The following is a 22,112-nucleotide window of genomic DNA, read 5'->3' on the forward strand; positions in this document are numbered from 1 at the left end:
ATCCGCCGCTACATCATCTGGCGAAACCGCCATGCCGACGACCGGCACCTACGCGCCGTCGTCGACAGGGCGAACGTTGCCTGATGCGGCACTAGACGTGTCGGGACGATCGGGGAGTTGTCCTACTCGGCTCGCCTGCGCGTTCCAAGGTCATCACCCAGCGCTCCTTGGTGTGAGGGGTCTTCCTCGATGTTGACCAACTTCCAGGCCTCTGACTTGGTTACCGTTGTGCGCCAGTGCCGCTTTGTGCACGGCCGCCCCATTGCCCCACCATGAACATGTGGCTGAGCTAAGGGAAGTGCGCTTTTGGAGGTTCGAGGAGGATTTCGGGATCAGTCTCCTGATCGTGACGCCCGGGGTGGATCCGGCATCGGAGGTGGCGGGCGGCGACGCTGACGACGCCCGTGCCCTCCGGGACGACGCCTGCCTGCTGCTGGACTCATGCCTTCCGGCCGAGGTCCTTCACACGGTGTGGCTCGCCGCGACGGCAGGCCGTGAGGATCCTGGGTCGGACATCCGCGACCTGCTCCGCCGGATCGTCGAATTATGCGAGGACCGGATCTCACGCGAAGCCATCGAGTGCCGGGCCTGCGACCCGCTCCCCGCCACCACGGCGGCCACGGTGGCGGTGGACGAAGGAGCGATGCGTAACGCCGTATGCGCCGAAGTTCGTGCTTTGGGTGCGCAGTTGACGGGGCCGGATGTCGTGTCCGCGCTGGAACGAGTCGCCGTCGAGGTGGACGCCGATCTCGGGTTCCGGCTGTTCCTGCGCGTCGTGAAAGCGACGGCAGTTCGCATCGCCCTGGAGCAGTGCGACCGGTATGAGGCGATCGGTGAGAAGTTCGGATACCCGGGCAGGCTGGTGTACGACGGACTCGATGTGTGCTGGCCCCGTTTCGATGACGTGTCGCTGCGGCGACGCTTCGCGTGGGACTTCGGGTTCTCCTCCCTCGCCGGGCGGTTCCACGGCGATCTGTGGCAGCACTCCCACACGGTCGACGAAGGCATCCGCGGGGCGGCCGCCGACTATGCGGGTCTCGTGCCGGGTACCGCGGCGTACACGCTGCTGGAGGACACGCTCCGGCTGTCCCGGTCATCGATGTCAGATGACGCCCTGACCGTGCTTTGGCAGGGGGCTACGGTCTTTGGCTACGATCCGAGGGGCGAGGGCGCTGGGCCGCGGCAGTGGCTTGCCCGGGTCTCGGAGGTGTGCGCCGAACGGCTACGGGAAGTGGACTCCGGGTTCATGATCGGCGCCCCAGCACCGATCGCCTCGGAGCGACTGAACCCGGTGCTGCGGGAGTTGCGGGAGATCGCTCCGTCGCTGACCCGGGCGGTCCACGACAGCCCCTGGTTCGGTGTCGACGACAGTCCGTGGTTCTCATTCTCCGGCATGGTGGTCCCCGTGTTGGAACAGGTCGTCACCGAGGTCGATCCCGACCTCGGGTTCCGCCTGCTGCTCTCCTTCGTCAAGGGGTACTCCGTGCCGGTCACCGAGGAGCAATACAGCCGCTATACGGCGCTCGGTAGCGAGTTCGGATATGGCGGCAGTCACGTCGCCGACCTGGCTGCGCCCTGCGAAGGGCGGTGACCCATCACCGATGGCCTGGCGGGGCCAGTACCTACCTTTGACGGGCCCCTTCTCGTGCGGTCGTCCGTGCCGCGTGTGCTCGCCTGCCTCGTCAGCCGTGGTGTCAGCAGTATTGCCTCCGGTGCCGCGTATCCGTTCAGCTTTAGCGTCAGGGAGGCCACCGCTCGTTCGTCGGGTTGCCGGGAGTTCGACGGAGGTGACGTGGGGGTGGTCGGCCAGTTCGGTGGGGTAGAGCGAGAGGTCGGCCAGGTGGCGTAGGCCCACGGCCGCCAAGCCGCCGCCGCCGCACAGCAAGCCCGCCGGTCGCGGCGGCGGCCGGCGAAAGCGCTGAACAGGTGGCCGCCGGCAGAAGCGGTGACAGCCCTGTTGCCCACCGCTCGCCGGGCACGCCATCGATCAGCAGACATCTTCACCGCAACAACTGGCCCTATCCCGGGCCTTATTCGTGATGTCCGACATAGCATCCCAGAGGTCCGGCACGAACCGCGCAGGTCTTACGAGGAGGTCATGTGCAACGAATCGTCAGGTGGAACGCGGGACTGTCCGGCGACCGCTGGGAGTTGCCGGGCAATCGCTGGAACGACCTCGACTACGGACACGTCGGCTACTTTGACCTGACCGCCGAGAATCTGGGCAGGGTCTCCCCGGAACTGCGAACAGCCCTGACGAGCAACGGCCGGCTCGGGCGGATCACCGATCACAGCTTTGTCGTTGAGGGTGCCAACCGGATCTTCACCTTTGTGGTGTCGTTCGACTGACCGCGCTGATACGGCAAGGCCTGCAGGCCGTGGATCACGTGGTTCACCGACTGCGCGACGAACACGGCAGGGAACTCGGTCCGCCGGCTCTTGCTGTCTGACACAAATACTCCGACTTTCCCTCTGGCCTCGTCCGACAGAACCTTGACGTGGGCAGCGGCTGACGGGCCCGACAGGCCGGTGCGGGACATCATCGCGTTCCTCCCAGGAAGACGGGGTCCCGGCCAGAGGGTGTCGCCGCCCGAGTCGTGCGCTCCCGCTACCGCTTCGAAGGGAGCCGCGGCTACGTCCCGCTGTGTAGGCCGTCGCGTTCCCCGAGTGCGGTGGCCTCGGCCGCCGCCGCCCTTGCCTCGTCGTGACGTCCGAGCGCGGCCAGGTGGCGCGCCTGCTTGCGCAAAGCCTTGGCGAGGACGGGGATGTAGGTACCGGGCTGGTCGGCGGCCAGACGGCGCCTGATGGTGACGGCTTCAGTGACGGCCGTCGCTGCTTCCTCATGGCGGCCGAGAGCGGACAGCCGGGTCGAGAGGTTGCTCAGGCAGGTGGCGAGGTGGGGCTCGTGGACTGCGGGCCTGACGTCGGTCAGGCGGCGTCGGATCGCCACCGCCTCGTTGATCGCTGCGAGGGCCTCTTCACGGTGGTCCATTTTGCCCCGGCGAACGGCCAGGTTGTTGAGGCTGAAGGCCAGGGCGGGGAGAGTGGCGTCCGGAACGCTGTCGGCGAGCCGGCGGCGGATCTCCACGGCCTCCTCCGAGGCGGCCAATGCCTCCTCGTGGCGGTCCGCGGCCACCAGACGCGTCGACAGATTGGTGAGGTTGACGGAGAGGGCGAACCAGTGCTGCTCCGGCTGGAAGGCGACCAGCTCGCGGCGGATCGTGACCGCCTCACGCATCGCCTCCAGTGCGTTCGCCGTCCGGTCGAGCTCTCCCAGTCGGAGCGAGAGGTTGTTGAGGCTCTTGGCGAGATCGTTGCGGTAGAGGTCGGGCCGTTCAGCGGCCAGTTCACCGCGGATCTCCACGGCTTCCTGGATTGCGGTCAGCGACTCCTCCTTTTGTCCCAGCGCGGCCAGACGCAGGCTCAGTCCGTTGACGCTCTCCGCAAGGTGCGCCCGGTCCTCGAGCGTGGGCGGCGCCCCCTGCGCGCACAGCTCGCGCCAGATGGCCACTGCCTCTCGGCTTGCGTCCAGTCCCTCCTTGTACCGGCGCAGCGCCCCGAGCCGGTATGAAGCGCGGTCCAGGGCAAGTGCGTAGGAGGCCGGCTGGTCGCGGCCGTCGGCGTGGTCGCGGTGGTGCTGTACCAGCCGTAGCAGCAGTTGGGCGGCGACGCCGGCGAGGTTGTGGCTGTGCGGCGGCAGACGGTCGGCCAGGTCCTCTAGGAGGGCGCGGGGGGTGGCTGGGTCGTCGGAGATGCGCCGTAGGGCCTCGACCAGCGGCTCTGGATTCTCGGTGCGGGTGACGACCTCGACGGCTGGTGCGGCGAGCAGGTCGGGGTGCGTGGCGCACAGCGCGGTCAGGTCGGGGCCGAGCCGGTGGCGGAGGTCGGGCTGGGAGGTCGCCCGGGTAAGGACGGTGAGCAGCCGTTTGGCCTGGGGCGTGCTGGAGCCGGGCAGCAGTGTTTCTGACAGGCGCGGATGGCGGTGCAAGTGGCGGCCGAGGAAGCGCTCGGCGAGCCGGTCGGGCTGGAGACCGTCCCACACGCGGGCGTCGTTCGGCGGGTATAGGGCGCGGATCCAGGCGCGAACAGCGCTGCGGCGGTCGAGGGGCTGGTCGGACAGGTTCGGCACCTTTGCCAGGAGCGTGTCCGCCTCGTCCTCGTCGTCAGCCCCGTACAGGAATGCGGCGGCCAGAGCGTCGACGAGGGTGGTCATGGAGAGCTGCGGATGGAGGTGGCGGGCGGTCGCGGCGGCCTTCCAGTAGCGGCGTTCGTGGACCAGTAACCGGTCCTCGACGGTGACGGTGCCGTCGGGGACCGGCGTGTCCGCGGAGGCGTCGGTGTCCGGCTCGGCGGGGCTTGTTTTGGTGGCGGCGTCGAGGAGGTCCGCCAGCACAGTCATGTGCAGGGTGAGGGCGCCGGCAAGGCCGGGCCCCGTGAGGGCCGGCACGGACATGCTGGCGGCCAGTGCGGACCAGGGATGTTCCTGCCAGTGCTGCACACTCCGCAACTGGGCTGCGAATCCGTTGGCCGCCTCGCGGTAGGCCGCCTCCCGGTTGCCGGATTCGGGCTCAAGCGGCTTCAGTGCAGTCACCGACGCCCCGTCGAGAAGATCCTCAGCCTCGAAGGTGTCGGCGCGCAGGTCGTCCCACCAGTCTTCTGAGGTCCGGGCCAGCAGGATGAGCTTGATGCGGACCGCCCCGTTGGTCCTGGCCAACAGCGCCAGCAGAGCGGCCAGTTGCTCGGGGCGTGTCTCGGCGTAGTCGACGACGACCAGTGTGGGGACCGCGGCCGACGCGAGGACGACCAAGTCTGCGGCTGGGGCGTCGGTGCGCAGCCACAGCGTGGCCCACCGGGGTGCACCCTTTTCGAGGTCGGTGGCGAGTTGATGGGCGAGACGGGTCTTGCCTTGTCCGGCCGGACCGTGCACGAGCCAGGCGCCGAATCCAGGCGTGTCGCACCAGGCGCGCATCCGTCTCAGCAAGTCGTCCCGGCCCCGGAACGGCACCACTGCGCGCCGAGCCCGTAGCAGCACGGCTGGGGAGGCCAGGAGTTCCGTTGTGGGGCGGGTGTCGTTGGTGTCGGCCAGATGCCGCCACTCCACCGGTTCCAGCGGTTCCCCGCCGCCCGGCGCCGCTCCGTACTTCGCCAAGGCCGCCCGGAAGGCCGGGTCGTGGTGGAGGACGTAGGCGGGTACGACGCCGAGGCCAGCGTGTCCGAATCCGGCGAGGTCGGCGGCGACAACTCCGGTGAGCAGGCCGCCGCTGAAGACCGCGGCCCCAGACAGGCCGCCCCAGGGCGACGTGCCGTCGGCCGTCGGCGCGGGGACCTCGCGCAAGGTGACAACATGCCGGTTGTCAGCCCGGCCAGTCAGGGGATTGAGGGTGCCGGTCGCTTGCCACATCTCGCGGGGAGCGTCAGGACGCTGGATGGCCTCGGGCGTCCCGGCGAGCTCGCAGGGCGTGCCGGGCCGATCGGTCACCAGCCGCCCCCAGCCGGGCGTACCGCCCTCCGGCGGCACCCAGGACGGATCGGTGACAGACAGCAGGGCCGCATCGTCCCGGCCGCCCGAGGTGCCGCGCCAGACCACGGTGGCCCGGCACGTTGTTCCGTCGCCCGGCCTGAACACCTCGGTCTGCACAGCGGCCTGGACGACGTGCGCCGACGCCAGCACCAGTCGGGCCGCGATCACGTACCCCGAGCCCCGTTTGCCCGAGCCCTCCACTGCCACCACTCGCTGACGGTGCATCGGTCCCCCTCACGGACGCTTCGGGAAGCGGTGCGAGGCCGGCTCCTCACCCGGCCCCTGATCTCCGGATCAGTCCGGGATGCGGTCCGTCGTGTTCCCGGGGCCGGCAGGCCACTCGGCGCCGCCGCTGACGAGCAGGTCACCGCCGGTGGCCTTGCGCGGCGTGAGCGTGAACGACACACGATGGGTGCGGCCGCGGGAGACACCCGCCTCGGTTTCCGCTCCGACCGCCCAGAGCCGGAAGCCCACCTTCGCCTTCGCGTCCGCCCGGATCTCCACCTCGAACTCCATCTCCACGGGCCCGACCGCGAAAACGAGGTCGGGGTGGTTGCCGCCCACCCCCGCCGCCTCGATCAACTCGTCACGTACCGCGGCGACCGCCTGCACCAAGGGAATGTCCACCGAACCCCGTTCCTCTCGTCCCGCCCCGTACTTCGCCGACCTCACCGTAGAGCCCTTGCGCCCTTTGCACAGACGAAATGGGCAGCCACGAGCAGAGGATGTTCGGGCTGTCCATGACGATGGCCGGGAGCTTGAGGGATTCGAGGATCTGTTGACGTTCTACGAGTCGATCGGGGAGGTCGTGCTGCCAGACGTGGGCAACGGCTTCTTCGTCCACTCGGCGTGCGACGTTCTGCACCGGCTCGCGGAGGAAGGGCCAGTCTCCCTCCCGGAAGCGGACGATCCTCACGGGGTGGTGATCGCTACGAATGGTGGGGGCATCGTCTATGTCGCAGACCGGGGCGGCGCGATCCACCGGTCCCGGACCGCGTCCCTGGACAGTGCAGAGTTCGACAGGGTCGCCGACAATCTGCCGCAGTTCCTTGATCAAGTCCGCCGCTACGTCGTCCGTTTCGTGGAATCGGGCGAGACCGGAGATCTATAGCGATCACCGGCTGCGGTCGCCGGGGGCGTATCGGCTCCAGGTTTTGCCGGCTTCGGTGACCAGGCGGGTGGCTGTCTTGTCGTGGTAACCGAGTGCCTTCGCGATGGCGGGGGCTGGGGCCTGGAGGACAAGTTGGCGGGTCGCGGAGGTCCTGCCGCGCTGTGGCGGGACACCGATCTCGCGTAGGTGGGCCTGGAGGCTGCCCGGGTTCATCGGCTGCCCCGAATGGCGGCCGGGGAAGAACCATCGGGAGCTTCTGGAGCCGGCGTAGGGCAGGGCCTGGCGGCAGCGGACATAAGCCCGCGTCAGGTCGGCGACGGACTCCGGGAACGGAGACGGTCGATGCCCCAGGCTGACGGTGATGCGGCGACCTTTCCCGGGAGATGTCGCGGTGACCGCCAGCTCCGCGGGGCTCTCGGAGAGACCTCGAAGCCGCCAGCCGGTCCGCCGCCGGCGGCCACACCGGCCGGAACCGCCGCGCAGGCCCGTCAGGGCAACCCTGCATCAGTTCACGAGCGCGATGACGCTCTTGACCACTATCGCCAGCAGGAGGAGCCCGATGGCGAGCGCCAAGACGAATTCGGTGATTCCCGAGGTCTCGGTGACGCGCACCTCTTCCGCTGCAGGCCCCGCACCGATCTCACTCCCGGCCGCCGCCAAGCGACGGCCCTCCTCCAGATTCTCGATCACCTTCCGGTGACGGCCGAACGACGGCCAGCGGCTGAACGCCTCGACGCGCACCCGCAGGCCGTTCGCCACGTTGAGATAGAGCTCGCCCTGGGGTTCCCAGTCGACGCCTGACACCATCCGCCAGGGGATCTGGTACCGGCTGTACACATTGTGAATCACCAGGGTGGTGGCGCTGACGGATACGGACGGCACGACCTGCAAGCGTGCAGCCCAGATGAGCACGCACATCAGAGCGGCAAGCAGCAAGCTCCCCGACACGCTCACTTCGGGCCTCGGCTGAGCAAATGCGACGATCATCGACACGGGGACGACCGCGACGAGGAGACCACCCATGACCCGACGGTCCCACCAGGGGGTGATGCGCTTCATGTTCTTCATCAATCCCTCATTCTCCTGGTTCTGCGGCGTCTGCCCTGTCTGGCGCGTCATGATCTCGGTGTGGCAGATGATTCCATCTCGGTGACTCAGCTCGTTGTGGCATCTGAAAGTCCTTCATCGCATGTTGATGAACCGGAAGTTCGACGGTCCCGACGACGTCTTCTTCGGCAGCTCTCATCTCGCGGCCGCACAGAACGCGATGCTTGAGGCGTTGATGGCGGTTGAACCCCAACAGGCCGCGAGGTAGGAGTCTTGGCGGGACGCGAGAGGGCACGAGGAGGTCTTGGACAGGATTCGACGACACCTGCGGGACCACGCTGAAGCCGTCGCGGCCATGGAACCGGCAACCCGCCGTAGCTATGTGGAGAGCCTGCTTGCGCTGCTGGTAGGCGACCCCGATCTACTGGCGGAGTTGATAGGCCAATAGGTCTTCATGGGTACTCAGGTACGCAGTCAGGTGACGATGGCGGCGACAGTGGCGGTGCCGAGGAAGGACGCAGCCGCGTTTGTCGTAGTGCGCGGGTGCCCCATGAGGCGACCGTGCTGATCGCAGCACTCGGCGAATGGCTATGGGTGCGGCTCCGTTGGAGGGACTGGCTGAGCTGGGGTTCGGGTGGCCGCGGCGGACGGGCGCATAGGGACCGGGGCCTTGGGGGACTCGCAGGGCGATGGCGAGCCGGCCACGTCCCAGTTCTAGCCGGGAACCACTTGCCCTGGTACGTTCCGCTCGGCCGCATTGGGTGGCCCGCATTCAAGGGGGCACTGTGGGGAAGCGTGGAAGGTCTCTGGCACGGTTCGCGCTCGTGATGTCCGCTCTCGTAGCAGGCGCGATCATCGCGCCAAGCTCGGCCAGCGCCGGGCCTTCGTGCAGCTATCCGATCTGCTCAACCACCTGGAACGCATCAAGCTATGGCGCTACCGCCGCCCACGACTGGTGCGACGGGAACAACGGTCCATGCTCCGGTTCGGCGACGGAATGGCTGTCGCCGAACGAGTCGACGGCTGGAAGAGGGGATTGGGACACCTTCCGGGTCGACGCAGGATGGTGCTACAAAGTCACCTGGTACACCCTGAACCAGAACCTGCAGTACATCCCTTACTGGTGGAGCACCTACGACCAGGTCGGCAAGGGCGAACTGTGGAAGAAGGTCAGCAACAACGAGCTGGCGAAGATCACTTCGCAGAGCAGCAGCCACTGCTAGCCACGATCTTGCGTGACGGGTCACCAGCTCCTCGGTGGTGGCCCGTTTCGGTTTCGGATGGTGTGGGGCAGGCCGGTGGCCCGGCTGTCGCGCCAGGTCGGTGCCGGCTTCCACGGTTCCGGGATGAGGTGAAGGCTTGTCGGGACGAAAGACAACAGCCTCCTTGCTGCCCCAATAGCGTTACCGTGCTCCGCCCGCCCGGCAGACCGGCGCGGAAGCCCTCCTGCGGACGTGAACTGGGCTTCCCCCGGAAACGCAGATGGGTGCGGCTCCTTTGGAGGGACGGCCCGACCTGCACCGAGCCGCGGTTCGACAGATGGGGATGTGATCTGGCCAGCCGCTTCGGGTGCCGGGCTCCTACCTGCGACGACCAAACGATCGATGATGGTGTCCCGCCATGTGCCGCCATGTGGTGTAGGGGATCTTGGCGGGAAAGCGCGCCGTTTCTGATCCTTCTCGTGCTTCGGATGCCGGTGAATGCTCGGGCGGCTCCGCAGGGGTGAGTGTTCCGTCGCATGTGGTCTGGTCTCCTGGTCTCAAATGACACGGCGCGACTGGCTCTTTGTCTCGGATGACCTGGTCCGTCGGGGCCGGTTTGCCGATCCCGCCGGGTTGGAACCAGAGATTCCGCATCTTTCGGTTGTCACTGGTCGTTGATGCGGTGTCCGTGCCGGTTTTCGATTCCGGAGCTCCAGTGTCCGCTTTTGCTGTGCCGTCCCCGCCTTCCGACCTGCTGGCCGTACGGGTACAGGACCCGTACCCGTACTTCGCGTGGCTGCGGCGGCATGCACCTGCCCACCCGGACCGCAGAGACGGGCGCCCCACCGTGTGGCAGATCTCCCGCTACGAAGATGTCCGCGCACTGCTGACCGACGGGCGGCTGAGCAAGAACCCCGGCCGGGTGCCCGGTTACGTTCCGGGGCCGGCCGGGCTGAACCGGCATCTGGTCCACGCCGATCCCCCGGACCACACCCGGCTGCGGGCCCTGGTGAACGCGGCGTTCGTACCCCGCCGTATCGCGCAACTGGAATCCTTCATCGCGGACACCGCGAACCGGCTGCTGGACCGGATCGAGCAGCACACACACGTGGATGTGATCGCCGCGTTCGCCGCGCCGCTGACCTTCCGGATGATCTGCGCGATCCTCGGCGTCCCGCAGGAACTGGACAACGCGGCGACCCGGGACACCCTGATGGCCACCATCGCCCCCGCCCCGGGCGTGGACCCTGCCCGGGTGGAAGGCGATCTGCACGCTCTGCTGGACGTCCTGATTGCCGACAAACACGCAGGTGGCGAGCACAGCAAAGTAGACCTGCTGGGCGCTCTGGTACAGGCCAGCGACGACAGCGGGGCGATGAGCGAGGAGGAACTACGCTCCACCGCCTACCTTCTGCTGCTCGTCGGACACGACACCACCATGAACCTCATCGGCAACGGCATGCTCGCCCTGCTCCGCAACCCAGGCCAGGCCGCCCGGCTCACCGGAGCGCAAGCCGGAGCGAGCCAGGTCAGCACCGCCGTCGAAGAACTGCTGCGCTACGACTCCCCAGTGCGGGACGCGACGTTCCGGTGCGCCGCAGAACCGATCAGCCTCCACGGGCAGCTGATCGGCGAGGGAGACATCGTCAGCCTCCTGATCGGTTCCGCCAACCGGGACGAAGCCCGCTTCCCGGACGCGGACCGGCTCGATGTAGGCCGATCGCCCAACGACCACCTCGCCTTCGGCTACGGGCCCCACTTCTGCATCGGCGCCGCCCTTGCCCGCCTCGAAGGCGCCGTTGCCTTTCCCCTGCTGCTCAGGCGCCTGGGCCCCGTGCAACTGGCCAAACCGGCCGACGAGCTCCCCTGGCGGCCGGCCCGGGTGATGCGCGGCCTGGCCGCACTGCCCGTCGTACGGAACTGACCACCTCCGACCACCCCGCCGGAACAGCCACCCACCAGGAGCACACCAGATGAACAGCCAAGATCCCGTCGCGGTGACCGAGCCACGCCCCGGCGTCCTGCTCATCACCCTCAACAGGCCGCATGTCCGCAACGCCATCGACCAGTGTCTGGCCAAGGCCATGGACATGGCTCTCACCCGACTGGAGACCGACCCCGCCCTGGCCGTCGGCATCCTTGCCGGCGCGGGCGGCCACTTCTGCTCGGGCATGGACCTCAAAGCCTTTCCCACCGACGGCGTCCCCGTTGTCGCCGATCGCGGGCTCGCAGGACTCACCCGCGCTCGCCTCCGCAAGCCGCTCATCGCGGCCGTCGAGGGCGCGGCCGTCGCCGGCGGCTTCGAACTCGCCCTCGCCTGCGACCTCATCACCGCCGCCGACACCGCGTTCTTCGCCCTGCCCGAAGTCGCCCGCGCACTCGTCGCGGCCGAAGGCGGAGCCATCCGTCTCCCCGGCCGTCTCCCCTACCACGTGGCCATGGAGATGCTTCTGACCGCGACTCCGCTGCCGGCCCCGGACGCGGCCCGGTACGGACTCGTCAACCGGCTCACCCACGAAGGCGAAGCCCTTCAAGCGGCCCTCGACCTGGCCGACCGTGTCCAGACCCACTCCCGCGACGCCGTCCTCGTCACGAAGCAGATCGTCCAGGACACCCGCGGCCTCGACGACCACACTGCCTACACCGTCCAGGACCCCCTCAGTACCCCTGTTTTCACCACCGCCGCCGCCACCGAAGGCGCACACGCATTCACCCAGAAACGCCCACCGGCCTGGCACCGGTAAGACCACCGCCTGGCGGGTGACAGAGAGACCTGGCAGGTGACAGAGAGACACACTCCCGGCCCCGAAGCGGCAACGTTCCGGGGCCCAACGCCCCCTATCCCGACCCCGGTCTTCTGCCGACGGGCCAACCCGAAAGAAGCGGCCCATGACAGAGAGACTCCCCGACATCCATGCTCCGGCGACCAGATCGAGTGAGATGACATAGGGGGTCAGCCCCTTCACGAACACGCTCTTCGGCGATGGCCCCGGCCGCCTCATCGGTCGGCTACAGACATCGTCCCGCCATGGCCGACCGTGTCCTGCCGACAGCTGCTCACGTTGCCCCGGTCACGGACGACTATGAGCACCTGGACCTTGACGAGACCGACTTCGCCACGGTCGAAGACACCAACGAGCGTGCACGCCGTACGGCTGGTGGCCGAGGGCGACTCCCTGCTGTTCCCGGTGGCGGTGCGGCAGCTGGCTTCCTCGTACGACCGGGACCACGGCAATATCGCCGCCCGGACCGTCATGGAGCGTGCCGCACTGACCGAGCGCGAGGGGGAGGTGCTGCGTCTCGTGGCGCAAGGCCTGTCGAACGCGGAGATTGCCGCGCGGCTGGTGGTAGGGACCGAGACCGTGAAGTCGCACGTCAGCTCCGTACTGGCGAGACTTGGCGCACGAGACCGCACCCAGGCGGTCATCGCGGCGTACGAGTCCGGCTTCGTCTCCCCGGGCTGAGGACCGGGCTGCGACCGGTGTCGGTATGGTGCTCGTCCTGCTCCTCGGGGCGAACGCCAATCGAGCTACTGACGAGGTCGGCTGGTCGTCGGTGTCGGGCAGCGGCGGGGCCGCGCCGGATTGCGCGGCCCGGCGTCGACCTCTGTGGGGCTGCCGGTCAGCGGTCCTGGGCGAGGGCGTACAGCTCGCCGAGCAGACTTCCCTCGGTCGCGACGAGATCGTCGAAGGAGCCTTGTTCGCGGACGGTGCCCTGGTCAAGGACGATGACCCGGTCGGCCATCCGTACGTTGTCCAACCGGTGTGTGACGACCACGGTGATCCGATCCGGGGCCATGGCCCGAAGCTCGCGGAAGATGGTGTGTTCTCCGCGGGCGTCCATCTCGCTGGTCGGCTCGTCCAGGACGAGCACGGCCGGCTGCCGGTACATCGCCCTCGCGCACGCCAGTCGCTGCCACTGGCCGCCGGACAGTTCGTGGCCGCCCCACACCGACCGGGCGAGCAGCGTCTCCAGCTGGTCGGGCAGCTCGCGCAGTGTTTTGGTCATGCCTACCCGTTCCGCCGCATCCCAGATCCGTTCGTCGCCGTGCTCCAGGGGCTGTCCCAAGGTGATGTTCTCGCGGGCGGCGAGCGGCCAGTGCCCGTTCTTCTGCGGGACCAGGCCCACGTGCCGCCACACCGTCTCTGCGTCGGCACTGGCCAGATCGGTGTCGTCCCACAGCACCTTGCCGATGGTGGGCACGGTCAGGCCGGTGAGCATCCGGATCAGTGTCGACTTGCCGGCGCCGTTCTCTCCGACCAGGGCGATGACCTCGCCGCGGTTCAGCGTGAGGGTGATCGGCTGGACGGCCGCGGTCTCCTTGCCCGGGTAGGTGTAGGAGGCGCCTTCCAGCCGGATCTGGCGTGGGGCTTCGGCCTGCGTGGTGCCGCGGACTGTGGTCATGGCGCGGACCTCGTCGATGAAGTCGTAGTAGTCGGAGAGGTAGAGGCCGTGGTGGAACATGACCGTGCTGTATCTGATGATCGAGTTGAGGGCGCGGCCGGCGGTCTGGGAGGCGACGACGGCGGTGCCGGCGATCGCCGTTGACATGGAGCCCGCGAGGACCAGCCCGGCGAGCGAGGCCCACATGCCGAGGGTGAACAGGCCGCCGAGTGAGGCGGCAAGCAGTGTGATCCGCAGGTAGGGTTTCGCCCCCTCCAGTTCACGGCCTTCGACGCGGTCGCACATGGCGCGGTACCAGTAGTGCAGGTAGCCGCGCATCGTGTTGGCCCTGAGCTCGTCGGCGAGTTCGGCCGTCGTCAGCCACCAGCGCATCATCCCGCGGACAGTGCGGGCGGAGATGGTCCGGTCGTGGACGCGGTAGTCGACTCGCGCGGCGATCACTCCGCCCAGACCGCGGGGGACGACGGACAGCAGCAGCACACCGAGCAGAAGGGGGTGCAGGGAGGTCAGTACCGCGGCGGCCGAGGCGAGCTGGATGAGCCCGTTGGTAAGGGTTTTGGCGTCGTCGGCGAGGTCGACGGCGCGCAGCGCGCCGATCTCCGCCGCCTGGCTGCGGTCGCTGAAGCCCTCCGCGTCGTAGGCGGCAAGTTCGGCCCGCATGTGGAGATCGACGAGTTCCAGGTCCGCGGCTGAGGCGATCTTCGGATTCAGGCGCCGGGTCGCCCAGTCCGCGAGGATCCACATGGCCGAGCCGGCGGCCATCGCCGCGACGGCGACGGCCAGCGCCGGCCAGGCGCGGGCAAGGCCCGCACGGGGATCGGCGACCATGAGCTGCGGCAGGGCTTGGGCGACGGCGCTGAGCATCACGGCCGTGCCGATGCCGGACAGCAGTTGGCACACGACGATCGTGAGGACCATGCGCCGGTCGACCCTCCAGGCCAGGCGGGCTGTCTGGATGAGTGCGGCCGGGATGCGGCGGGCCATGTCCCACAAGGTGGCGTCGTCCATCGCACGCCGGTGCCTGCGCCCGTTGTAGTCGAGCTCCGGCGGCGCGGACGGCTGCGGAGCCCCTGTGCGGGCTGCGGGTACGGACGCCGCCGCATCGGACGTGCTCGCCTCGCCTGTCTTGGTCGTGGCCGCTTTCTCGTGTGGTGCCGTCACGCGAACACCCCCTCGACGAGCAGGTCCAGGGTGCGCCTGCCGCGCGCGGTGACATGGGGGTCGTCGAGCTTCGGCCCCCAGACCAGGCAGCTCACCGCGTCCAGCGCGGCCAGGCATTTCAGCGCGTGCTGTTCTTCGGGTGTGAGGTCCCGGCCGTAGCCCTGGAGGCACGCGGCCCGAAGGTCGGGCCGGTGCGGCCAGGTCCCGCAGGCCATCGCAACGAAGTCCTGCACCGCGGCCGCGAACCGGGCCCGTTCGAAGTCGACCCATGCGGCTTGTCCCAGGTCTTTCGACCACAGGAGGTTGCGCTCCCAGGCGTCGCCGTGGATGAAGGCGAGCGGTAGCGGCGGAAGGTTGCGCAGTTGGTCGGCCAGGTCGCGCACCAGCGTCTGCTCGGCCGCTGTCACCCGGTCCCCGGCCTCCCGCAGGTGGGTTTCGGCACTGTCCGCGGCGGCGTGCAGGGCCTGTTCGGCCTCCGCACGCCGGGGGCCGGACAGGTCACCGGCCGCGTGGAGGCGGGCCAGCAGGATGCCGCCTTGCCTGTGTGCTCGGACTTCTTCGGTGGGTGTCAGCGTGAGCTGTTTGAGCGGCCGTCCCGGGACCGAGGTGAGGAGCAGGGCCAGGTGGTGCGCGCTCGAGGCGCGCAGTTGCGGGGCGCGGCCGGGGCCGAGGGCTGGTACGGCGTGGCGCAGGGCGAGGGTCTCGCGCTCGTACATCAGCGGGCGCGGGGACACTTTGAGGTAGAAGCGGACCTCGCCGGGCAGGGAGAGCTGCCAGACGCGGGAGTTCTCCCGCGGGTGTGAGGCGTCCTCGACGGCCGGACGGGCGCCGAGTGTCCTGCCGGCCCACGCGAGCAGAGCGGGGGAGGGGGTTTTCGGGTGGGTCATGCCCCCCACCCCGATGACGGTCGTGATGCGGAAGCGAACAGGGCGCGGCGCACGTCGACCGGACGCCGGAACGCGGTGGCCTCAACCGCCTGAGCGGGAGGATTCTCGAACACGGGGTGAAGGGCGGTAAGCACGCGGACGGGATTCACGGATTCTCCTCGGTAGCGGGGTAGTGGGCAGAACACCCGGACAACACCCCTGATCACAGGGGCGATACGGGTAGCCTCGGGCGACTTGTCGAGTGAAAGTTCGATGCCGGGCGCAGTGGGCAAGTGCTGACGGCCTGAGCGCGCGGCAAGGGACCGTTCGATTCACCCTCAAGGCGACAGCGGTACGGACGGAGCCCGAACGGGGGATTGCGCGACGGCGGCGACGGCACTGGTCTCCTTCGGCGGGGCATGGATGTACGGCGGACGGAACCCTCGCCCACGCCACTGACAATCAGCGGGGGACTACGCAGGGATCCGGACAATCCGAGCCGGCGGCGCGGCCCCGGCCGGCCATGCGGGTGCAGCCCGATGACCTGGGGCGAAGCCGGAAGAAAGGATTCTCGAACTCTCGCAGCACAGCCCGGAATTGCACGCCCGCCAATGTGGCTTGAAGCGCCGCCTGACGGGGAGCCGAGCAGAGCGGCGCACCGGTGAACGCGCCCACCTGCGGCTAACATCAGCACCCTTGCGGCTGGGGCCAGCTGGTGGCGCCCACGCACTGCATACCGCACCCCGAGATGCGCCGACCGTTCAACGCTCCCGCCTGCGGCTACCGACTGAGGCCACGGCATCGCCGAGCGCCTGCTGCTTGCCGGTGCACGGACCGAGTCGTCCTGGTCCTCCCGCGCAGCCGTTGGAGAGGCGACCCGGCTCGTGTGCCGGAAAGATCACGGCTGCGGTGGCAAGGCCGAGACGTGGATGATGAGACCGCGTCGACAGAACCGCATGGATCCGGTCACTACCGCAGGAATCGGACAGGTGTGTTCGTCTCTGCCGGCGGCTGCCCCGGGTGCGTGACAATGGGGGCGATGACCGTCGCCACCCCGGCCGATTCGGCTTTCGAGCCGCAGGGATTCGGCCCCTTCGCCCACCTCACCGTGCCGAATACCCTGCTCTACCGCCAGGTGATGCGGGTGTTCCTCCTGGCCAAGGAGCGGTTCGCGGTCCATCTGCGCCCCGAGGAGGTGCATGCCGCCCTTCCGGCGGACATCCGCCCTGCCGAGCCGGAAGCGGTCGTCGCCGCGCTCGACAAGCTCGTAGTCTGGGGCAATCTGCGGGCCGATCCGGACACCGCGCGGGTCACAGCCGTCGAGGACTTCTACCGGAAGCGGTTCATCTACCAGCTCACGCGCGCGGGGGAGGCCGCCGAGACGGCACTGTCCGCCTACGACGAGGCGCTCGGCCGTCGTGGCGCTCTTCAGGCAGTCGCGCTGCACGACATCGTCACCCAGCTGCGCGCGCTCCTCATCCTGGCCGCTGAGGATGAGCCCGACCCGGCCAAGACACACCTGACGCTCGACGCCTTGGCCAGCCGCTTCGCCGCGCTCGCCGACAACGCCCGGGCCTTCATGGGCTCGCTCCAGAGGACCATCGACCTGCACGACGTCGAGGAAGAGGTGTTCCTCGCCTACAAGGACCGGCTCATCCAGTATCTCGAGCGGTTCATCCAGGACCTGATCACGCTGGGCGGGCGGATCGCCCGGCTGATCCTGGAACTGGAGGAGGGCGCCAGGGTGGATCCACTGCTGAGGGCCGCCGCCGGGCGCGAGGCCGCCGACGCCTCGCCGGAGGAGGCCGCCGATGCCGAGCGGGAAGTGTACGAGCGGTGGGCCGCGCTGGGAGGAGCTCGGGGCATGGTTCATCAGCAGGGACGGACGTGAGTCCCAGGCCCGGCTCCTGCGCGGTCGGGCACTGGGGGCGATTCCGCAGCTCCTGGCGGTCGTACGTGCGCTGAACGAGCGCAGGGCAGGGCGTTCGGACCGATCCGCCGACTTCCGGACTCTGGCCCGCTGGTTCGCCGAGGCACCCGACGATGACGCTCGGCACCGGCTGTGGCGAACGGCTTTCGGTCTCTACCCGGCCCGGCACCTCACCGTCGATGCCGACACCCTCGCCGCCCGGGCGGCGAAGCCTGTGCCGGCAGCCACACCCTGGGCTGGAGCGGAGCCGTTGCGGATCAGCCCCCAACTGCGCCGCACCGGGAGTTGCGAGCGGCGTGGCAAACCACGCAAGGTCGAGGACCGTGACGCCAGGCGGCGCGTTCTTGCCGAGGCGGCTTCCAAGCAGGCTGCTGAGACTGCCGCCGCCCGCGTCCGGGCTCGTCACCGACGGCGTCACACGTCTGTCCGAACTCGGCGAGCTCGGCCCGGCCTCCTTCGGCCTGCTCATCGGCACCCCGACCGAGACCCCCTGGGAACCCGCGCTCGCGGCTGCCGTCGCGGAACTCGGCGTACGCATCGAGGAGGAGAGGGAGCTGGACCTCTTGCTGTCCGACCTCGCGTGAGGTGGCCGGCACTCGTTCACGCCCGTTGCGACACCATTGCTTCACCGCACGCTCGCTCACCGAAGCCTTCTCGGCAGCGTGTCGACGGTCATGTATTTCCCCATCGCGAGCGTCAGCTTCCCCGCCTTCACGGTCGATCTGTCGTCACACCATCGTGGTCGTTCTCGACCGATCGCATGGTGAGGCGAGGTTCAGGTGGTCAGTCCCAGCCGGATGTCGGCTGGTCGACTCGGCCGCCCTTGTGGGGTGCGGGGATGTAGTCGCGAGCACCGCCGGGCAGGGCGTCAACACACGTCGCCGAGCAGGCGCTGACCAGCAGGGGCAGTACGTCAGTGGCCACGCGCAGTGAGATCCACACCTGATGGAGTCCGCTCTGTTCGATCGGGCGGTCGCAGACACTGCAGCTGTGGGTGACGGTGGCGCCCCAGCGCCGAGGATCCATGTTGCCAAGATCGATGTCGACAGCAGAGCCCAGAGAGGGCTGGAGCTTCGGGAAGGGCGGTCGCAACTTGAAGTTGCCGAACAAGGCGCGCGTGCTCACCGAGCTGCGGGTCAGCTTCCGGCAGCGGGTGATCTCGTAGGGGAACCAGTGCAGCCGGTAGGAGGTGTAGGGGGTGAACTCCTCCAGGCTGGTCATGGCCCCGATCTCGGGCGGGATCCGGACCAGGTTGCTGCCGTAGAGCAAGAAGTGCTTGACCGCCGTCAGTTGGGCGATGCTCGGTGGCAGGGTGATGATCTGCCGCCGCTCTTCCGGGCTCAGCTCAGTCAGAGGACGGAACTCTTCGCGCCCGTCAGCGACAGCCTCATCGACCAGGTCCAGCAGATGTTGCCAGCCCGGAGCTGAGGTGTCCTGCCGCTCGGCGTGGAATCCGACTCGGGCTCGCGGATGCGGCCTGGACTGATCAAAGCACGAGCACGGGTCCTGGCGGGGACCCCGTCGCTCCGGGGCCGGGTCCGATGTGTCGCCCCAGCGGTTCAGATTGAGCCCCGGCTCTGCCTCGTCCGTCATGGCGCCAAGATACGGAGGTTGCTGCAATCCGTCTCAGGATTATCCGGGCGGGAGCACAGACGACACCCATCGCCGTGGTCGAACGTTTGGCTGGGGAACCTGACGCTGCTGATGGGGAATTACGGGAAGTTCCACAAGCGCACTGTGACGTTCTTTCAGGTGGTGCGTCCGTGTTCGAGCTGGCGCAGGACGAGGGCGGCGCGGGCGAATCCGGGTGATGGCAGCAGGGGCGAGGCTGACCCTGCACAGGGCCTTGAAGGTGACGTGACGTGGTCTCCGCTGCCGAGCGACGAAAATCGCTCGACCGGGCGCTCGCCGGTCCCGATACTCGCTAGCGTGATCGCACTACCGGTGCTGTGGCTGTACGGGGCGTCAGGGGTCGGGAAGACCACCGTGGCCTGGGAGGTGTTCGTCCAGCTCGCCGAGGCGGGCATGCCCACCGGATATGTGGACATCGACCAGCTCGGGATGTGCTACGCGCCGCCGACGCCACGGCACTGGGCGCCCGAGCCGGACACAGATCCGGGCCGCCATCGGCTCAAGGCACGTGCTCTCGACGGGGTGGTGGCCAACTTCCGGGATGCCGGTGCCCGGTTTCTGGTCGTTCCGGGCGTCACCGATCCGGATCGCGGGGTGGACGCCGACCTCGTGCCGCACGCCACGGTGACTGCCTGTCGGCTGCGGGCCGAGCCGGCGGAGCTGGGCCGACGACTGGCTGCCCGCGGTCGCCCGGACGAAGACCTCGCGGAGCAACTCGCGTACGCCGACGCCCTCGACCGCGCCTTCCCGACCGATCTCTGCATCGACACGACCGGGCTGACCGTCACCGAGGTCGCCGACCGGGTCCGGGCGCGCACCGGGTGGCCCGATCTGTGGGCACGGATGGAAGACCCGAGCATGATGGGACGGGAACCGGACCGCACGCCGGGCGAGATCCTCTGGCTGTGCGGGCCGGCCGCCGTCGGCAAGTCCACCGTCGGCTGGCAGGTGTACCAGCAGGTCCGGCGGGCCGGTGTGCACGCCGCGTTCGTGGACCTCGACCAGATCGGCTTCCACCGCCCCACCCCGGCCGGCGACCCGGGCAACCACCGGCTCAAGGCGGCGAACCTGGCCGCGGTCTGGCGGGCGTTTCGGGCCAACGGAGCGGGATGTCTGATCGCTGTCGGCCCACTCGACCGGCCCGAGGACATGGGGGCCTACGCCGCAGCGCTGCCTGCCGCCACGATCACGCTGTGCCAGTTGCACGCCAGCCGACGGACACTGGCCGACCGGGTCGTGCGCCGGGGCCGAGGCATCACTCCGGCCCGGGGTCTCGCCGGCGACCAACTGATCGGGCAACCGCAGGCTCGACTACGCGAGATCGCTGACCAGGCGGCACGGGCCCTCGGCGCCCTGGACGGGCTTGGCGATCTGGGAGTGGTCACCGACGACCGGCCCGCAGACGAGATCGCCGCAGAGATCCTCCGGCGTACTGGGTGGCCATCGCCAGTTCATTGACCCTGGTAGGCGAAGCGGGTGCGCGGGGCGCACGTTCATCCACACAGCGGTGCACGGTGACCCGTACACCGACATCGCGCACTGCGATCGTCAGCTTGCTGAGAAGACCTCACAGTGGGTCACGCGGGGCAGGGCGCCGTCCCCAACGCCCCGCCCCGAGCCGATCGGCTCATACTGCGTGCTGAACAGGCCCGTGAGAGATCGCAGTCGTCGGTGGCGTGCCTTTCCGCGCTGCTGTCAGCTCAGATCGTCGGCGTGTCGTCGATGGTCTCCTTGTGCGGTTCGACGATGAACTTCCAGCCGGCGCTGGGCTCCATGAACCGCACACGGGTGGGGTAGATGTCCAAGGCGCGGCGGTCCCGGTTCTGGCCGCTCGTGCCCTTTCGCCCGCGGGCCAGCTCTTCGAACAGGTCGACCTTGACGTCCGGCACCGCAACGACTTCCTCGTTCCAGCGCTGAACGATGCCCGCGCCGAACGCTTCTCTTGCGGCGGTGTAGAGCGACTCCAGAGATTCCTTGGTCCCGTCGGGCACGAAGAGAGCGAGGTTCAGGAGGACGCCGGCACTCTGGAGAACCTCGATTTCTTCCCCGGACTCGTCGGCAACCCAGATCCCGCGCTCTTCGGCATTGTCCGGAAGAACATGAACTTCCTTGCCGAAAATTGTCCTTGCGATGAAGGATCCTCCATCGAAATATTTTCCCTGCTTTGTAAGGAAAGCCGGAGCGAAGCAGTCGAGAGAAAGATCGTCCAGCTCTGCCGAGACGAAAATCCCCTCCTGGGGGCCCAGTTCTGAAACCTCCTCGGCCGTAAGACGTCGAGCCATTACCTTTTCGGTGTTCACGCTATTCTCCTTCTTCGTATGGCCACGGACAGTCCGAAGATCCGCTGCTCGCGGCTGGGTCACGGCTCCACCAGCAGGCTCAGATTGAGGCCGAGGCGAGTGGTGCCGACGGCTGAGCGCGTGCTTGAGATAGCCTCCCGGGACAAGATCCCAGACACGGGACCCGGGCGGCAAATTTTCATGGGAAAAGCGAAGGCGGCGGCGTCGCGTCCGGACATCATGGGCTTCCGGCCCGCCCGTTCGTTCAGGTCACCCGCCCCCACAGACCTGTTAAACTGTATCGGTTTGCCGGTATTGCTTTTTTCGACGTGAATGTGTCAACACGTGAAGTTTCATAACGGCCGGTTGGTTTGCGTGAGCAGTTCCAGCGCCGATATCAGGTGATTGCCCTGCGATGGTGGCGGCTGTTGGTCACACGGGCCACCGCCAGGCAGGCTGAGACCGCATGCCATACCTCGGGCGGCACGTACAGGATGTCGCCCGGCCCCAGGACCAGGTCGGCGACCGCTTGCTGGGTGCCTCGCCAGGATCGTCGATGTCACGGTAGGGCGGGAACGATCGGGTGGTGCCGTAGATCCGCCAGCGTTTCGCGCCGTCCAGCTGTACGACCACGGTGTCGTGGTCGTCCCAACTACTCGGTGGTCCGGTCGGTGAAGGCAGGCGAACAGCATGCTGACCTGCCGTGGCCAGTTCAGGGAACCCCGGCGCAGCCGCAGCGAAACGCTACGGCTCAGCATCCGAGCCGTCATCAGGGCCTGCGCAGCGGCCGCCGACATGCGAACGGTACGGGGCAGGCCGTCGTAGGTGGAGAGCCGGTAAAGGCGGCGCGACGGGGCTCTTGGTCCTTATCGCTCGCCCGATCAGATGTGAGTGGGAAGAGCGCAGCCGCGTACATCGCCATGGTCAACAGGACCTCGTCGGCGACCTCTTCTGCATAG

The 22,112-nt window shown here is 68.4% G+C and carries 16 protein-coding genes and 3 pseudogenes; 10 read left to right on the forward strand and 9 right to left on the reverse strand.

The genetic code is table 11. The features are described from left to right. From ACWCQK_RS35540 to ACWCQK_RS35550, 3 genes and pseudogenes are all read left to right on the forward strand, one after another. Positions 1-84 (forward strand): annotated as a pseudogene (locus tag ACWCQK_RS35540) (transposase); the annotation flags it as partial. 178 nt (positions 85-262) lie between these two features. Further along, on the forward strand, positions 263-1,591 hold the full coding sequence (locus tag ACWCQK_RS35545) for a hypothetical protein (protein ID WP_451162264.1): 1,329 nt from the start codon (positions 263-265) through the stop codon (positions 1,589-1,591). 509 nt (positions 1,592-2,100) lie between these two features. Beyond that, complete coding sequence (locus tag ACWCQK_RS35550; RefSeq protein WP_451162266.1) at positions 2,101-2,349, forward strand: hypothetical protein; 249 nt, start codon at positions 2,101-2,103, stop codon at positions 2,347-2,349. A gap of 283 nt (positions 2,350-2,632) precedes the next feature. On the opposite strand, the gene ACWCQK_RS35555 is transcribed toward ACWCQK_RS35550, so the two are convergent. Together ACWCQK_RS35555 and ACWCQK_RS35560 are read right to left on the reverse strand one after the other, a co-directional pair. Continuing rightward, a complete protein-coding gene (locus ACWCQK_RS35555) occupies positions 2,633-5,746 on the reverse strand; it encodes a tetratricopeptide repeat protein (protein ID WP_451162268.1) in 3,114 nt (1,037 codons plus the stop codon). Positions 5,747-5,815: 69 nt separating this feature from the next. Then, positions 5,816-6,148: a trypco2 family protein gene (locus ACWCQK_RS35560; RefSeq protein ID WP_451162270.1), complete on the reverse strand. Its 333-nt coding sequence runs from the start codon at positions 6,146-6,148 to the stop codon at positions 5,816-5,818. Between the two features lie 151 nt (positions 6,149-6,299). On the opposite strand from ACWCQK_RS35560, the gene ACWCQK_RS35565 reads away from it, so the two are divergent. Further along, positions 6,300-6,632, forward strand: a complete 333-nt coding sequence (locus ACWCQK_RS35565; RefSeq protein WP_451162272.1) for an SMI1/KNR4 family protein — start codon at positions 6,300-6,302, stop codon at positions 6,630-6,632. 3 nt (positions 6,633-6,635) lie between these two features. On the opposite strand, the gene ACWCQK_RS35570 is transcribed toward ACWCQK_RS35565, so the two are convergent. Together ACWCQK_RS35570 and ACWCQK_RS35575 are read right to left on the reverse strand one after the other, a co-directional pair. Continuing rightward, complete coding sequence (locus ACWCQK_RS35570; RefSeq protein ID WP_451162274.1) at positions 6,636-6,845, reverse strand: hypothetical protein; 210 nt, start codon at positions 6,843-6,845, stop codon at positions 6,636-6,638. Between the two features lie 291 nt (positions 6,846-7,136). Continuing rightward, positions 7,137-7,751: a hypothetical protein gene (locus ACWCQK_RS35575; protein ID WP_451162276.1), complete on the reverse strand. Its 615-nt coding sequence runs from the start codon at positions 7,749-7,751 to the stop codon at positions 7,137-7,139. A gap of 752 nt (positions 7,752-8,503) precedes the next feature. Here ACWCQK_RS35575 and ACWCQK_RS35580 point away from each other — a divergent pair. The 4 genes and pseudogenes from ACWCQK_RS35580 to ACWCQK_RS35595 form a co-directional block, all read left to right on the forward strand. After that, positions 8,504-8,902, forward strand: coding sequence for a hypothetical protein (locus ACWCQK_RS35580; protein ID WP_451162278.1), 399 nt, complete (start codon positions 8,504-8,506; stop codon positions 8,900-8,902). A 709-nt stretch (positions 8,903-9,611) separates the two neighbouring features. Further along, positions 9,612-10,805 carry a cytochrome P450 family protein gene (locus ACWCQK_RS35585; protein WP_451162280.1) on the forward strand — a complete coding sequence of 398 codons (1,194 nt, stop codon included), beginning with the start codon at positions 9,612-9,614 and terminating at the stop codon, positions 10,803-10,805. Between the two features lie 49 nt (positions 10,806-10,854). Continuing rightward, complete coding sequence (locus ACWCQK_RS35590) at positions 10,855-11,625, forward strand: crotonase/enoyl-CoA hydratase family protein (protein WP_451162282.1); 771 nt, start codon at positions 10,855-10,857, stop codon at positions 11,623-11,625. Positions 11,626-12,018: 393 nt separating this feature from the next. After that, positions 12,019-12,345: pseudogene (locus ACWCQK_RS35595) on the forward strand (response regulator transcription factor); the annotation flags it as partial. Positions 12,346-12,502: 157 nt separating this feature from the next. Here ACWCQK_RS35595 and ACWCQK_RS35600 read toward each other — a convergent pair. Both ACWCQK_RS35600 and ACWCQK_RS35605 read right to left on the reverse strand, forming a co-directional pair. Further along, positions 12,503-14,293, reverse strand: a complete 1,791-nt coding sequence (locus tag ACWCQK_RS35600) for an ATP-binding cassette domain-containing protein (RefSeq protein WP_451162284.1) — start codon at positions 14,291-14,293, stop codon at positions 12,503-12,505. 149 nt (positions 14,294-14,442) lie between these two features. Further along, the gene (locus tag ACWCQK_RS35605; RefSeq protein WP_451162286.1) at positions 14,443-15,333 is read right to left on the reverse strand and encodes a phosphotransferase enzyme family protein; all 891 of its coding nucleotides are present in this window, start codon (positions 15,331-15,333) and stop codon (positions 14,443-14,445) included. Positions 15,334-16,450: 1,117 nt separating this feature from the next. Between ACWCQK_RS35605 and ACWCQK_RS35610 the strand changes: the two are divergent. After that, positions 16,451-18,086, forward strand: a pseudogene (locus ACWCQK_RS35610) (TIGR02677 family protein). On the opposite strand, the gene ACWCQK_RS35615 reads toward ACWCQK_RS35610, so the two are convergent. Then, on the reverse strand, positions 18,026-18,835 hold the full coding sequence (locus ACWCQK_RS35615; protein ID WP_451162288.1) for a leucine-rich repeat domain-containing protein: 810 nt from the start codon (positions 18,833-18,835) through the stop codon (positions 18,026-18,028). The pseudogene ACWCQK_RS35610 and the gene ACWCQK_RS35615 overlap by 61 nt on opposite strands. A gap of 336 nt (positions 18,836-19,171) precedes the next feature. Between ACWCQK_RS35615 and ACWCQK_RS35620 the strand changes: the two genes are divergently transcribed. Further along, complete coding sequence (locus ACWCQK_RS35620; RefSeq protein WP_451162290.1) at positions 19,172-20,332, forward strand: hypothetical protein; 1,161 nt, start codon at positions 19,172-19,174, stop codon at positions 20,330-20,332. Positions 20,333-20,574: 242 nt separating this feature from the next. On the opposite strand, the gene ACWCQK_RS35625 is transcribed toward ACWCQK_RS35620, so the two are convergent. Both ACWCQK_RS35625 and ACWCQK_RS35630 read right to left on the reverse strand, forming a co-directional pair. Next, positions 20,575-21,174 (reverse strand): hypothetical protein, encoded by a 600-nt coding sequence (locus ACWCQK_RS35625; protein ID WP_451162292.1) that lies wholly within the window; start codon positions 21,172-21,174, stop codon positions 20,575-20,577. A 376-nt stretch (positions 21,175-21,550) separates the two neighbouring features. Continuing rightward, positions 21,551-21,670: a JmjC domain-containing protein gene (locus ACWCQK_RS35630; RefSeq protein WP_451162338.1), complete on the reverse strand. Its 120-nt coding sequence runs from the start codon at positions 21,668-21,670 to the stop codon at positions 21,551-21,553. Positions 21,671-22,112 lie beyond the last annotated feature (442 nt).

It is taken from the genome of Streptomyces sp. NPDC002306 (assembly GCF_053593435.1).

Coding starts and splice junctions, on each gene's coding strand:
- ACWCQK_RS35615 (WP_451162288.1), bottom strand. CDS start 18,835: ATGACGGACGAGGCAGAGCCGGGGCTCAATCTGAACCGCTGGGGCGAC.
- ACWCQK_RS35605 (WP_451162286.1), bottom strand. CDS start 15,333: ATGACCCACCCGAAAACCCCCTCCCCCGCTCTGCTCGCGTGGGCCGGC.
- ACWCQK_RS35575 (WP_451162276.1), bottom strand. CDS start 7,751: ATGACGCGCCAGACAGGGCAGACGCCGCAGAACCAGGAGAATGAGGGA.
- ACWCQK_RS35570 (WP_451162274.1), bottom strand. CDS start 6,845: ATGAACCCGGGCAGCCTCCAGGCCCACCTACGCGAGATCGGTGTCCCG.
- ACWCQK_RS35590 (WP_451162282.1), top strand. CDS start 10,855: ATGAACAGCCAAGATCCCGTCGCGGTGACCGAGCCACGCCCCGGCGTC.
- ACWCQK_RS35555 (WP_451162268.1), bottom strand. CDS start 5,746: ATGCACCGTCAGCGAGTGGTGGCAGTGGAGGGCTCGGGCAAACGGGGC.
- ACWCQK_RS35600 (WP_451162284.1), bottom strand. CDS start 14,293: ATGGACGACGCCACCTTGTGGGACATGGCCCGCCGCATCCCGGCCGCA.